Origin of the sequence: Amycolatopsis roodepoortensis (assembly GCF_024628825.1) — a bacterium.
Taxonomy (GTDB): Bacteria; Actinomycetota; Actinomycetes; order Mycobacteriales; family Pseudonocardiaceae; genus Amycolatopsis; species Amycolatopsis roodepoortensis.
This window is the reverse complement of the sequence record NZ_CP102415.1, coordinates 9,255,749-9,269,434: the sequence shown is the minus strand read 5'-3', so window position 1 is coordinate 9,269,434 and position 13,686 is coordinate 9,255,749. Positions and strand designations below refer to the sequence as shown.

Genomic DNA, 13,686 nt, shown 5'->3' with positions numbered 1-13,686 from the left:
CCTCCGATTCAATGCGCTCCGACGGGAACGGCGTTCACGGTCTGGTCGAGCAGGCCGATCGCCGCGTGGACGTGCCGCAGCGCCGGTGCGGGCACGCCGGTCAGCTCCGAGAGTTCGACGACGGCGCCGATGATCGCGTCGATCTCCAGCGGCTTGCCCGCTTCGAGGTCCTGCAGCATCGACGTCTTGTGGTGGCCGACCCGCCAGGCGCCGTCGATACGTTTCTCGACCGACACCTTCGGGTCGGAGCCGGCGGCGCGGGCGATCGCGAGGGTCTCGTTCATCATCGCGGCGACGAGCTCCCTGGTCTCCGGGTGCTCGCAGATCTGGACCATGGTCGCCCTGGTCAGCGCGCTGAGCGGGTTGAAGGCGACGTTGCCCATGAGCTTGACCCAGATCTCGTCGCGCAGGTCGAGTTCGACCGGCGCCTTCAGGCCGCCCGCGATCATCGCGTCGGCGAGTGCCGCGCACCGGGACGAAACGCCGCCTTTGGGCTCACCCAAAGCGAACCGGGTCCCTTCGAGATGCCGGATCACGCCGGGCTCCTCGATCACCGTCGAGCAGTAGACGACGCAGCCGATCGCGCGGCGTAGTTCGAGGACATCGCTGACCGCGCCGCCGGGGTCGACCGTCTCGATGCGCCGGTTCTCCAGCGGATGTCCGGTGAGACCGTGGAAATACCACCACGGGATCCCGTTCTGCGCGGCCACGATCGCGGTGTCCTCGCCCAGCAACGGCGCGATCAGTGGTCCGCACGAGGCGTACGAGTTCGCTTTCAGGCCGAGGAAGACGAAGTCGACCGGACCGACTTCCGCGGGATCGTCGGTGACGTGGGGCCGGGCGGTGAAGTTCCCGCGCGGGCTGAGCACCCGCACTCCGTGCGCGCGCATCGCGTCGCCGTGCGCCCGTCTCGCGATGAGGTGGACCTCCGCCCCACCTCGGTGCAGCGCGGCCCCGGCGTACGCGCCGATCGCCCCCGCACCCAGAACAGCGACCTTCATACGTGCCTCCTGCTCACCCGAAGACCAGATTGCATACAGTATCCTGTAGATGGTCTCCGCGCTAGACCTCCCGCATTTCGTCCTCTAAATGCGCCCACGTACGCGTGCTCGCACCGGCACCTCGCGTGCTCCAACCCGTAACTCGCGTGATTGGAGGCGTAACTCGCGTGGTTCAGCCCGTAACTCGCGTGCGTGAAGCCGTAACTCGCCGAGCGATCGAGACCCGGCGAGTTACGCCTTCAATCACGCGAGTTACGCCTCTAGTCACGCGAGTTCCGCGCCCAAGCACCGGAGTCGCGCCTTGCTACCCCGCATTCAGAGGACGAAATGCGGAACTAAGCGGGGATTGTCGGGATTTTGCATACCAAAACCTGTATCCTGAACCGGACGAGTCTTCCGGAGGTCCTGTGAGCCAGCCCGTTTCACCCCTTCCCGACCGCGGTCCCACCGGCCGCAGGACGAAGGGCACGCTCAACCCGGCGACGGCCAAACGCGTCGAGCGGCCCGCTCCCCTGCGCCAGGTCGTCTACGACGCGCTCGCGGAGCTGATCATCAACCGGACGCTCGAACCCGGCCAGCACCTGGTCGAGGCGGACCTCGCCGAGTACCTGGGCGTCAGCAGGCAGCCGGTCCGCGAAGCGTTGCAGCGGCTGCAGAGCGAAGGCTGGGTCGACCTCCGCCCCGCGCAGGGCGCCTTCGTGCACATGCCCACCGACGAGGAGGCCGACCAGCTGCTCAGCGTGCGCACCGTGCTGGAGGCGCACTCCGCCCGGCTCGCCGCCGACCGGGCCGGCGAGGAGGACGTCGAACGTTTGTGGGAACTGCAGAAGACCGGGCTGGAGGCGTTGGCCGCCGACGACACCGAAGGCCTCGTCGCGGCCAACGCCGCGCTCCACGCGTTCATCACCGAGCTGTCCGGCAACACGGTCCTCGCCGAGATGATCGGCATGGTCGATCGCCGGGTCCGCTGGTACTACACGCCGATCGCCCGTCCCCGCAGCCACGACGCCTGGCAGGAACACGAGGAACTGATCAAGGCCATCGCCGCCGGGGACGCCGTCGCCGCCGAAAAGATCATGAACCAGCACACCGAGCGCACCCGGCAGGCCTTCCACGAACGTCCGAAGGAGGACTAAGCCGGGTTCAGCTCCTGCTCACGACGCGGGGTACGCGTGCGCGAACGCCCCGGCTGGCGCAGCAGGAGGCTGAGCGCGGCCGCGAACAGACTCGTCGCACCGGCGAGGAAGAACGCGCCGCCGTAGCCCCAAGCCACCACGACCATCGCCCCGACACCGGAGCCGACCAGGCCCGAGATCAGCTTCGAGCTGTACACGAGGCCGTAGTTGCTGGCGTTGTTGTTCTCGCCGTAGAAGTCCGCCGTCATCGCCGCGAACAGCGGGAAGATCGCGCCGCCGCCGAAACCGGAGATCATCGACGCGAGCAGGAACAGCGGCATGCTGCCGATCGAGCCCGACAGGTACACGGCGAACTGCGCGAGGCCCAGCACCACGCAGACCATGAACAACGTCTGCCGCCGCCCGTAGCGGTCGGAGATCCAGCCGATCACGCCGCGGCCGGTGCCGTTGATGATCGCCTTCAGGCTCATCGCGAGCGCGACGATGCCGCCCGCGAAGCCCATCTCGTTGCCGAACGGGACCTGCATCGCGATGCCGAAGATGTTCACCCCGGCCGTGCACAGCAGGCAGAACCACATCAGCGGCAGCATCCCGGTCCGGAGTGCCTCCTTCGGCGTGTACTGCCGGACCGCCGGCGGGTTCTTCAGCAGCGACCGGCGGACCCGCGGGTCGTCGGAAACCTTCAGCGGGTCCACATGCGACGGCCACCAGTTCTTCGGCGGGTCCTTGAAGAAGAAGCCGCTGACCGCGACGGTCGCCGCCAGGAAGAGGCCGACCACGAGCAGGACGCCCGAAAAGTTGGAAAGATCCATATAGGACGTGAAGATGAAGATGAAGGGCACCGAGCCGTAGGCGAATCCGCCGTTGACGAACCCGGTCTTCCCGCCCCTGCGCTCGGGGTACCACTTCCCCACCATGTTCACGCAGGTCGCGTAGACCAGGCCGGCCCCGCCGCCGCCGAAGAAGCCGAAGCCCAGATACGCCCAGAACTCACTGGGCGCGTACGCGAGGGCCAGATAGGACAAAAGGGTGCCTGTCGCGCCCAGCAGCATCGCCGCTTTGGCTGGTAACGTCCCGTTCTCCCGCATCTTCCCTGCGGGGAACGCGACGATCGCCTGGAAGAACACCCAGACCCCGAGCAACCAGAAGATGGTCGCCCCGTGCCAGCCGTGCGCGCCCGCCAGCGTCTCCTCCGCCGACGTGAACGCGTATTCCGAGGAACTGATGGCCATCATGGCGATCCAGGGCAGGATCACCATCGTCCATCGTGGACGGCCCATGATGTCTCGATCGGTTTCACCGACGCGATAGATCCGGCCGTTCGAATCGACTACTTCGTTGTACGCTCCGGGTGGTTGTGCCGCGGTCGATGACGTCATTGTCATTCTCCTTGGTCGGGTTGATCCGGAAAGTCAGCCGAGCAGTCCCGCTGAACGGGCCCAGCGATACTTCGCGCCGAGCACGGCCACGGGTTTCTCCGTCGTGTACGGATAGGCCACGACGCCGTGCTCGTACAGGAAACCGCTGGCCTGTTCGACCTCGACATCGCCTGCCAGCGAGGCGACGACGGGCTTGTGGATCCCTTTCGCGCGATATTCGGATACGACTTCCGAAACGAGTTCCGCGAAGATCATCGGCGGGGTGACGATAGTATGCCAATAGCCGAGGATCAAGGCGTGGATTCGCTCGTCCGCCAAACCGAGCGCGATCGTGTTCCGGTAGGTGGCAGGTGGTTCGCCGCCGGTTATGTCCACCGGATTGCCCGCCGCGCCGAACGGCGGGATGAATTCCCGGAACGACGCGTCGAGATCGGGCGGGATCTCCATCAGGTTCAGCCCGTTGTCCACACACGCGTCGGAAAGCAGGACTCCGGAGCCGCCCGCGCCGGTGATGATGACGACGTTCTCGCCCTTGGGCGTCGGGAGAAGCGGGATCCCGCGCGCGTATTCGAGCAGATCGTTGAGCCCGGGCGCCCGGATGACGCCGCTCTGGCGCAGGATGTCGTCGTAGACCTTGTCGTCGCCGGCGAGCGCACCGGTGTGCGAGCCCGCCGCTTTCGCGCCTTGGGAGGTCCGGCCCGCTTTGAGCACGACGACCGGTTTCCGCACCGAAACCCGTTTCGCCGTTTCCGCGAACGCCCGTCCGTCTTTGAGATCTTCGAGATGCATCGCGATCAGGTCGGTGTTTTCATCCTGCTCGAAGAATGTGAGCAGATCGTCCTCGTCGATATCGGCCTTGTTGCCGACGCCGACGATCGAGGAGACACCCATTTTCGCCGACCGGCTGAACCCGAGGATCGCCATCCCGATGCCGCCGCTCTGCGAGGAAAGCGCGACCCCGCCCTTGACGTCGTACGGCGTGCAGAACGTGGCCGACAGATTCTCGGGCGTGTAGTAGTAGCCGTAGATGTTGGGGCCGAGGATCCGGACGCCGTGCTCCCGCGCGATCGCGACGACCTGGTCCTGCAGTTCGATGTTGCCCGTCTCGCCGAAGCCGGACGGGATGAGGATCGCCCCGGCCACCCCCTTCCGGCCCGCTTCCTCCAGCGCGGCGGGCACGAACTTGGCGGGAATGGCGAACACCGCGACGTCGACGTCGCCCGGCACCTCGGAGATGCTCGCGTAGGCCTTGCGGTCGAGGATCTCGGTGGCCTTGGGGTTGATGGGGTGGATCCCGCCCGCGAACCCGCCGTCGACCAGGTTCCTCATCACCGAGTTGCCGATCTTGCCCGCCTCGGCCGACGCGCCGATGACGGCGATCGACGCCGGTTTCATGATCCGGGTCATCGACGCCAGGATCTCCTCCTGGCTGAACCGCACGGGCTCCCGCGCCGCTTCGGGGTCCACCAGGATCCGGACGTCGACGGCGGTGGCGCCGCCGGGGGTGGCCAGCACCGGGTTGAGGTCGACCTCGGCCAGTTGCGGGAAGTCGGTGACCAGGGCACCCACACGGGTGAGCACGTCGGCCAGCGCGTCCCTGCTCACCGGCTCCGCACCGCGGACGCCGCGCAGGATCTCGGCGGCCGCGATGCCGTCGATCATCGAGAACGCCTGGTCACGGTCGAGTGGGGCGAGCCGGAACGTGACGTCCTTGAGCACCTCGACCAGTATCCCGCCGAGCCCGAAGGCGACGATCTTGCCGAAGGTCGGATCCGTGGCGGCGCCGATGATCACCTCTTGCCCGCCGCTGAGCATCCGCTGCACCTGGACGCCGGTGATCTCGGCGTCGGCGTCGTACGCTTCGGCGTTGGCGACGACGGCCCGGAAACCGTCCGCCACCGCGTCCGCCGTCGCCAGGCCGACCAGCACGCCGCCGGCCTCGGTCTTGTGCAGGATGTCCGGCGAGACGATCTTCAGCACCACCGGGAGGCCGATCTCCTCCGCCTGCGCGACGGCCTCATCCGCGGTGGTGGCAAGCCGTTCCGCCGGGGTCGGGATGCCGTACGCCTCGCACACCTGACGGCCTTCCGGCGCGGTGAGCGACGCCCGTCCCTCGGCGGCGACCTTCTCGAGGATCTTCTCGACGATCTCTTTGTCTGCCATGAAGTCCTCCTCAGATCACGCCGGCCGCGCGCAGCCGGTCCAGGTCGTCCTCGCCGTAGCCGAGTTCGCCGAAGACCTCGGCGTTGTGCTCACCGAGCAGGGGCGAGCGTTCGACCTCGACCGGCGAATCCGACAGCTTCAACGGGCAGCCCACCGTCTTGAAGGCACCTCGTTCCGGGTGCTCGACCTCGACGACCGAGCCCAGTTCGGCCAGGGTCGTGTCCTCGGCGAGCTCCTTGGTGGACAGGATCGGGCCGCAGGGGATGTTGTGGGCGTTGAGCGCCTCCATCACCTCCCACTTGGTGTGCTTCTCGGTCCATTCCTCGATCATCCCGAACGCCTTGTCCAGTTTGGACAGTCGCGCTTCGGGGGTGGCCCAGTCCGGGTCCTCGGCGAGTTCGGGTTTCCCGATCAGCCGGGTGATCGGCGCCCAGCCGACCGGCTGGATGATCACGTAGATGTAGTCGTTCGGCCCACCCGGCGCGCATTTCACCGCCCAGCCCGGTTGCCCGCCGCCGGACGCGTTGCCCGAACGTGGGACCTCGTCGCCGAAGACGTCGTTCGGGTACTCGCCGAGTGGACCGTGCGCCAGCCGTTGCTGGTCACGGAGTTTGACGCGGCACAGGTTCAGCACGGCGTCCTGCATCGCGACCTGGACCCGCTGCCCCCGGCCGGTGTTCGTCCGCTGGTACAGCGCGGCCAGGATCGCGGCGACCAGGTGGATCCCGGTGCCCGAATCACCGATCTGCGCGCCGGTCGCGGTGGGCGGGCCGTCCTCGAAACCGGTGGTGCTCATCGCACCGCCCATCGCCTGCGCGATGACCTCGTAGGCCTTGAAATCCGCGTACCGTCCGGGGCCGAACCCCTTGATGGAGGCGTAGATCAGCCGCGGGTTCAGCTCCGCGAGCCGGTCCCAGGGGTAACCGAAGCGATCGACCACTCCGGGGCCGAAGTTCTCGACCAGCACGTCCACACTGGACACGAGCCGCTCGAAGACCTGCTTTCCCTGCTCGCTCTTCATGTTCAAGGTGATGCTGCGCTTGTTGGCGTTGAGCATCGTGAAGTAGAGACTGTCCACCCCGGGGAGGTCCCGGAGCTGGCCGCGGGTGATGTCGCCGCGGCCGGGTGTCTCCAGTTTGATCACGTCCGCGCCGAGCCAGGCCAGGATCTGCGTGGACGAGGGTCCTGATTGGACATGCGTCATGTCGAGGACACGGACGCCGCCGAGTGCCTTTCCCATCGGTGATCCCTCCCGGCTACTTGTACATGGTCTGGTTCATGGTTCCGGGCGCGTAGACGTCCGGGTCGATCCAAACGTTGATCAGGGACGGCTTTCCGGACTCGCGGGCGCGCAGCAAAGCGGGCCCGATGTCCGCGGGGTCGCGTACCGCCTCGCCGTGCCCGCCGAGCATGCGGGCGAACTCGTCGTAGGGGACGTCGCCGAGCGTGTTGCCGACGCGTTCCCGGCCGAGACCGTACTTCGCCGCCTGGCCGTAGCGGATCTGGTTCATCGAGGAGTTGTTGCCGACGATCCCGACGAACGGCAGGTTGAACCGCACCAGGGTCTCGAAGTCCCAGCCGGTCAGGCTGAACGCGCCGTCACCGAAGAGCGCGACGACCTCCTTCTCCGGACGTGCGTGCTTCGCGGCGAGGACGAACGGGATCCCCACCCCGAGGGTCCCGAGCGGGCCGGGGTCCATCCAGTGCCCCGGCGCCTTCGGCTGGACGACCTGCCCGGAGAAGGTCACGATGTCTCCGCCGTCGCCGATGTAGAGCGAGTCCTCGGTGAGGAACTCGTTGATCTCGTGCACCAGCCGGTACGGGTGGATCGGGCTCGCGTCGGAATGCTGGAACGGCAAGCGCTTCTGCTTCGCCTTCGTCTCGACGTCCTGGAGTTCCTCGAGCCAGGCCTTGCGCGCCACGGCACCGTTGTCGACCCGGCCGGTGGCCGCCTCCGCGACCGCGGCGAGCACCTGACCCGCGTCGCCGACGATGCCGAGGTCGACGTCCCGGTTCTTCCCCACGGTCCGGTAGTCGAGATCGATCTGCACGACGGTCGCGTCCGGCGAGAGCCGTTTGCCGTAGCCCATCCGGAAGTCGAACGGGGTGCCGACGATGACGATCACGTCGGCGTTGTCGAACGCGTACCGGCGCGAGAGCTGGAAGTGGTGCGGGTCGCCGGGCGGCAGCGTGCCGCGCCCGGCACCGTTCATGTAGGCCGGGATGTTCAGCCCGCGCACCAGCTCGGTCGCCGGTCCGGTGGCGCGGGTCGTCCACACCTGGCTGCCGAGCAGGATGGCCGGCTTCCTCGAATGGACGAGGAGATCGGCGAGTTTCTCGATGTCGGCCGGGTCGCCGGCGTTGCGGGTGGACGCGCGGTACCGGCCTTCGGCGGGGATCCTCGCCTTCTCCACCGGCACCTTTGCGTCGAGGACGTCGCGGGGAATCTCCAAAAAGGACGGTCCGGGCGCACCGTGGTAGCACTCGCGGAAGGCCATCGAGACCAGGTCCGCCACCCGCGCGGTGTGCGGGACGGTCGCGGAGAACTTGGTGATCGGCGCCATCATGTCGACGTGCGGCAGATCCTGCAGTGAGCCCATCTTGTGCTGGGTCAACGCACCCTGCCCGCCGATGAGCAGCATCGGGCTCTCCGCGCGGAGGGCGTTCGCGACACCGGTGACGGCGTCCGTCGTTCCCGGCCCCGCGGTGACGACGGCGCAACCGGGGCGGCCGGTGATCCGCGCGTAGCCGTCGGCCGCGTGCGCCGCGACCTGCTCGTGCCGGACGTCGATGACCTCGATGCCCTCGTCGACGCAGCCGTCGTAGATGTCGATGATATGGCCGCCGCACAACGTGAAGATCGTGTCGACACCCTCCGCCTTGAGCGCCTTGGCCACCAAGTGGCCGCCGGAGATCAGCTCCGGGGCGGGTTCGGAACCGTTGGTGGTGGCCTTCGTCGCGGTGTCCCGCGCAGCGGTGCCGGTCGTTGGCGACATCGTTCAACTCCTCCATCTCGCACGCCGGACCTCTCTGATCCGTGCGCTCGTTTCCGGTTCTGCTCCGTCCGCCGGCCCTGGCCGAAGCCGCTGGCAGCGGCAGACTGTAGATTGCATACCGTATGAGGTAGGCATATAGTTACTCTTCGAACGCTCCGGTGTCCAGGGCCGCTAGCAGGTTTCCTCTCCCTTCGCGAAAGGATTTCGCGTGGACCTTTTCGAGCACGAGGCACGAGATCTCTTCGAGCGGCACCACGTCCCGGTCCCCCGGGGGAAGGTCGCCGTCACCCCGGAACAGGCGAGGGCGATCGCCGTCGAACTGGGCGGATCCGTCGTGGTCAAGGCCCAGGTGAAGACCGGCGGGCGAGGCAAGGCCGGCGGTGTGAAGGTGGTCCGCTCCCCCGACGACGCCGAGCAGGCGGCCGAAGACATCCTCGGCATGGACATCAAGGGGCACCGCGTACACGAGGTGCTCGTCACCGAAGCGAGCGCGATCGCCGAGGAGTACTACCTCTCGTTCCTGCTCGACCGCGCCGAACGGACGTTCCTCGCGATGGCCTCGGCCGAAGGCGGGATGGACATCGAGACGGTCGCGGCCGGGAAACCCGAAGCCCTGGCACGGATCCCGGTCGATCCGCGGACCGGCGTGGACCGAGCCCTGGCGGGCCGGATCATCGAAACGGCCGGGTTGCCCGAGGCCGCGGCCGACGCCGTCGTCGCACTGTGGAACGTCTTCGTCGCGGAAGACGCGACGCTGGTGGAGGTCAACCCGCTGGTGCTGACCACGGCGGGGACGGTCGTCGCGGTCGACGGGAAGGTCACCCTCGACGCCAACGCCGCGTTCCGGCACCCGGCTCATGCCGTCTTCGTGGACTCACCGGACGAGGATCCGCTCGAACGACGTGCCCGCGAAGCCGGGCTCAACTACGTCAAACTCGACGGCGACATCGGCGTGATCGGCAACGGCGCCGGACTGGTGATGTCCACATTGGACGTCGTCGCGGCCGCGGCGGTGGACGCGGGGGGCGTCGGGCCCGCGAACTTCCTCGACATCGGTGGCGGCGCGTCGGCGGAGATCATGGCGGCCGGGCTCGGCGTCATCCTCGGTGACCCGCAGGTGCGCAGCGTCTTCGTCAACGTCTTCGGCGGGATCACCGCGTGCGACGCGGTCGCCGACGGGATCGTGCGCGCGCTCGCGCAGCTCGGCGAACGCGCGGCCAAACCGATCGTGGTCCGGCTCGACGGCAACAACGTCACCGAGGGGAGGCGGATCCTCGTCGAGGCCGCGCATCCACTGGTGACCCTGGCGGACACGATGGACGACGCCGCGGGCGCGGCGGCGAAACTGGCGGCCGCGGAACAGGAGGCGTGAGATGGCGATCTTCCTCGACGAACACAGCAGGATCGTCGTCGCCGGCATGACCGGCGCCGAAGGCCGCAAACACACCGCGCGCATGCTGGCCGCGGGAACGAAAGTCGTCGGCGGGATCAACCCGCGCAAGACCGGGCAGGAGATCTCCCTCGGTGGGCGCGCCCTGCCGGTGTTCGGAGATGCCGCGGAAGCCGTCGGCGCGACCGGCGCGGACGTGTCGGTGCTGTTCGTGCCGCCGCCCGCGGTGAAGGACGCCGTCATCGAGGCCGTGGACGCCGGAATCGGGCTGGCGGTGGTCATCACCGAGGGTGTCCCGGTGCACGACGCGGCCGCTTTCTGGGCCCATGCCAAGGGAAGTCCGACCCGCGTCATCGGGCCGAACTGTCCCGGCGTGATCAGCCCCGGCCGGTCCAACGCCGGGATCATCCCGGACGGGATCACGAAACCCGGCCGGATCGGGCTGGTCTCCAAATCCGGCACCCTGACCTATCAGCTGATGCACGAACTGCGCGACCACGGCTTTTCGACCTGTGTCGGCATCGGCGGCGACCCGATCATCGGCACCACGCATATCGACGTCGTCGAGGAGTTCGAAAAGGACCCCGAGACCGACGTGATCGTGCTCGTCGGCGAGATCGGCGGCGACGCGGAAGAACGCGCGGCCGAGTACGTCCGGGCGAGGGTGAGCAAACCCGTCGTCGGCTACATCGCCGGGTTCACCGCACCGGCGGGGAAGACGATGGGGCACGCCGGCGCGATCGTGTCCGGATCGAGCGGCACCGCCGAGGCGAAGAAGAAAGCACTCGAAGCGGCGGGCATCCCGGTCGGCCGCACCCCCAGCGAGACGGCGGCGCTCGTGCGGGAAGTGCTGTGAGCGAGATCGACGCACTGCTGGTGAACGCGCGCGGCTACAAGGAGATCATGGGCGCGGCGCCGCGACGGCCGCGACGGCGGATCGCGGTGGTGGCGTGCATGGACGCGCGGATCAGCGTGTACCGGCTGCTCGGGCTGCGCGAGGGCGAGGCACACGTCATCCGGAACGCCGGCGGCGCGGTGACCGAGGACGCGATCCGGTCGCTGACGGTGAGCCAGCGGCTGCTCGGCACCCGCGAAATCGTGCTCATCCACCATCACGACTGCGGGATGCGGACGTTCACCGACACCGACTTCGCCCGGCAGATAGAGGCGAGCACGGGAATCCGGCCGCCGTGGGCGGCGGAGACGTTCACCGATTCGGCACAGGACGTCCGGCAGTGCATCGCCCGGCTGCGGACGTCACCGTTCCTCCTGCACACCGCCTCGGTTCGGGGTTTCGTCTACGACGAGCGGACAGGAAAGCTCGCCGAGGTCTCCTAGCTCCCTTATGCATTTAGTCCTCTGGATGCGTGCAGTCAGGACAGGCCGAGGCGGTCCGGGCGGGTGTACACGTTCATGGAGGCGCCCCGCAGGAAGCCGACCAGGGTCAGGCCCATCTCCGCGGCGAGGTCCACCGCCAGTGACGACGGCGCGGAAACCGCCGCCAGCAGCGGGATTCCGGCCATCACCGCCTTCTGCACCAGTTCGAACGACGCCCGTCCGCTGACCATCAGCACCGTCCCGGACAACGGCAGCCTCCCGTCGCGCGCCGCCCAGCCGACCACCTTGTCGACGGCGTTGTGCCTGCCGACGTCCTCCCGCAGGCACAGCAGTTCCCCGTCGGCGCCGAACAACCCGGCCGCGTGGAGCCCGCCGGTGCGGTCGAAGACCAGCTGCGCCGTCCGGAGCCTGCCCGGCAGTTCGGCCACTGTGGACGGTGTGATCACCAGATCGTCGCCGTCCACCGGCCAGGTCGCGGTGGTCCGCACGGCGTCGAGGCTCGCCTTTCCGCACAAGCCGCACGAAGACGTGGTGTAGAAGTTCCGCTCCAGGGAGGCATCGGGCGGAGCCACGCCATCGGCGAGAACGACGTCCAGCACGTTGTAGGTGTTGGCACCGTCGGTGGTCGCGCCCGCGCAGTAGCGGATCGAGTGGATGTCCTTCGCGGACCGCGAAACCCCTTCGCCGACAAGGAATCCGGCGGCGAGGTCGAAGTCGTGCCCTGGGGTCCGCATCGTGATCGTCAACGGCTTCCCGCCGACGCGGATCTCCAGTGGCTCTTCCACGGTCAGCGTGTCCGGGCGGGCACCCGGCACACCTTCGACGACGCGGACCACGCGCCGTCTGGTCGTCACCCGGCCCATCAGCGGATCGCCGGCAGCAACGACTTCGGCCGTCCCGGCTGGGAAAGCCGTCCGCCGAGCAGAGCGCCGAGGACGCTGAGCGCGCCCGCCACCGCGAACGCGCCGAGATACCCGTGCGTGGACACGACGAACGCGGCCAGACCGACTCCGAGCAACGCGCCGACGGCCTTGGCACTGTACAGCACCCCGAAGTTCTGCAGTGCCGACTCCTCCCCGAAGTAGTCGCGGACCAGCGACACCAGCAGCGAGTAGCAGCTCCCGTTCCCGAGCCCCGCCAGCGCGGCACCGGCGACGAGCCCCACCGCGTGATCGCCCGAGTAGAGCAGGACGAACTGCGCGATCCCACCGGTCGCCAGTGCCAGTCGCAGGATCCGGCGCCTGCCGAGCCGATCGGACAGCCCACCGAGCAGGACGCGTCCCGCGCCGGTCACCCCGGCGAGCACCGCGAGCGCGACGGCGGCGAGTTCCGGTCCGCCTCCCTGCGCCGCCACGAAAGTCGCGAGGTAGGCGACGTCGAAGAGGAGGACCGCGGCGGCCAGCACGACGATGAGGTACATCGCCACCGCCGTCGGACAGCGGAGCACCTCCCCCGGCCGGTACTCGCGCAGGGCGGGCCGGTTCACCGCGACCCCGGGGTTGCGCACCTTGTCTGCCGCCCACGTACGCGGATCCGGCCGCTCCGGCCACCACCGGGGCGGCGGATCGCGCAGCAGGACCGCGGTACCCGCGATCATCATGAGCACGGCCACCGCGACGACGTCCAGGAACGGGCGGCGGTTGGCCTCCGACAGCCAGAAGCCCGCCCCCAGCACGAAAAGCACACTGCCGTAGGCGAAGGCGCCGCTGACCGCGCCCACCCGCGCCGGGACGCGATCGGGGAACCAGTTCATCACCGTGCCGACGCAGGTCGCGTAGACGACGCCCGTCCCGATCCCGCCGAGCACCGAGTAGCCGATGAAGATCGCGGCCAGGTTGTTCGCGTGCCCCAGGGTGAACATCCCGGTGGCACAGAGCACTCCGCCGGCGATCACCGCGACCGAGGGCGGGAACATCCCGCGCTCGCGCAGACGGGCGACCGGGTACACCGCGCACGCCTGGCACACCGTCCAGAGCGCGAAGGAGGCGATCACCTCGGGGAACGTCCAGCCGTAGGTGTCCATCAGGACCGGTGCGACGACGCCGAAGCCGTATTGCTGGATCCCGGCGGCGAACATCGCGGTCCAGCAGAGCCAGAGCATCCACGACCGGGGCCTGCCGATCAGGTCCACGTCGCTTTCGCCGACGCGGTACCGGCGGCCGTAGTGGTCTCGCAGGATTCGAGGATCGGGCATGGGTCCCACCCCGCTCACGGCAGATTGTATACAGTATGTAGTTTGGTTATAGCATTCAGGCGGCCGGAAGTCCACGAATTGTCGGACCC

At 68.4% G+C, this 13,686-nt stretch carries 11 protein-coding genes; 4 read left to right on the top strand and 7 right to left on the bottom strand.

The features are described from left to right. Nucleotides 1–8: 8 nt before the first annotated feature. Nucleotides 9–1,001 carry a 2-dehydropantoate 2-reductase gene (locus NQK81_RS44220; protein WP_257486269.1) on the bottom strand — a complete coding sequence of 331 codons (993 nt, stop codon included), beginning with the start codon at nt 999–1,001 and terminating at the stop codon, nt 9–11. Nucleotides 1,002–1,408: 407 nt separating this feature from the next. Between NQK81_RS44220 and NQK81_RS44215 the strand changes: the two genes are divergently transcribed. Next, on the top strand, nt 1,409–2,137 hold the full coding sequence (locus NQK81_RS44215) for a GntR family transcriptional regulator (protein WP_192742080.1): 729 nt from the start codon (nt 1,409–1,411) through the stop codon (nt 2,135–2,137). On the opposite strand, the gene NQK81_RS44210 is transcribed toward NQK81_RS44215, so the two are convergent. The 4 genes from NQK81_RS44210 to NQK81_RS44195 are packed head-to-tail and all read right to left on the bottom strand — an operon-like array spanning nt 2,134 to nt 8,675. Beyond that, nucleotides 2,134–3,516, bottom strand: coding sequence for an OFA family MFS transporter (locus NQK81_RS44210; RefSeq protein WP_257486268.1), 1,383 nt, complete (start codon nt 3,514–3,516; stop codon nt 2,134–2,136). The two genes, NQK81_RS44215 and NQK81_RS44210, sit on opposite strands and share 4 nt — an antisense overlap. Nucleotides 3,517–3,549: 33 nt before the next feature. Next, complete coding sequence (locus NQK81_RS44205; protein ID WP_257486267.1) at nt 3,550–5,679, bottom strand: acetate--CoA ligase family protein; 2,130 nt, start codon at nt 5,677–5,679, stop codon at nt 3,550–3,552. A gap of 10 nt (nt 5,680–5,689) precedes the next feature. Beyond that, nucleotides 5,690–6,919 (bottom strand): formyl-CoA transferase, encoded by a 1,230-nt coding sequence (gene frc, locus NQK81_RS44200; protein ID WP_257486266.1) that lies wholly within the window; start codon nt 6,917–6,919, stop codon nt 5,690–5,692. Nucleotides 6,920–6,935: 16 nt separating this feature from the next. Beyond that, the gene (locus NQK81_RS44195) at nt 6,936–8,675 is read right to left on the bottom strand and encodes a thiamine pyrophosphate-binding protein (protein WP_257486265.1); all 1,740 of its coding nucleotides are present in this window, start codon (nt 8,673–8,675) and stop codon (nt 6,936–6,938) included. A gap of 208 nt (nt 8,676–8,883) precedes the next feature. On the opposite strand from NQK81_RS44195, the gene sucC reads away from it, so the two are divergent. From sucC to NQK81_RS44180, 3 genes are read left to right on the top strand one after another with little or no spacing between them, the layout of a single operon-like run. Continuing rightward, on the top strand, nt 8,884–10,047 hold the full coding sequence (gene sucC / locus NQK81_RS44190) for an ADP-forming succinate--CoA ligase subunit beta (protein ID WP_257486264.1): 1,164 nt from the start codon (nt 8,884–8,886) through the stop codon (nt 10,045–10,047). A gap of 1 nt (nt 10,048) precedes the next feature. Then, nucleotides 10,049–10,921, top strand: a complete 873-nt coding sequence (gene sucD / locus NQK81_RS44185) for a succinate--CoA ligase subunit alpha (RefSeq protein ID WP_257486263.1) — start codon at nt 10,049–10,051, stop codon at nt 10,919–10,921. After that, nucleotides 10,918–11,403, top strand: a complete 486-nt coding sequence (locus tag NQK81_RS44180) for a beta-class carbonic anhydrase (RefSeq protein ID WP_371878844.1) — start codon at nt 10,918–10,920, stop codon at nt 11,401–11,403. The genes sucD and NQK81_RS44180 overlap by 4 nt, the downstream gene beginning before the upstream one ends. Nucleotides 11,404–11,438: 35 nt before the next feature. Here the strand turns inward: NQK81_RS44180 and fdhD are convergent, their stop codons facing one another. Next, nucleotides 11,439–12,266: a formate dehydrogenase accessory sulfurtransferase FdhD gene (fdhD, locus tag NQK81_RS44175; protein ID WP_257486262.1), complete on the bottom strand. Its 828-nt coding sequence runs from the start codon at nt 12,264–12,266 to the stop codon at nt 11,439–11,441. Next, nucleotides 12,266–13,597 (bottom strand): OFA family MFS transporter, encoded by a 1,332-nt coding sequence (locus tag NQK81_RS44170; protein ID WP_257486261.1) that lies wholly within the window; start codon nt 13,595–13,597, stop codon nt 12,266–12,268. The genes fdhD and NQK81_RS44170 overlap by 1 nt, the downstream gene beginning before the upstream one ends. Nucleotides 13,598–13,686: the final 89 nt, after the last annotated feature.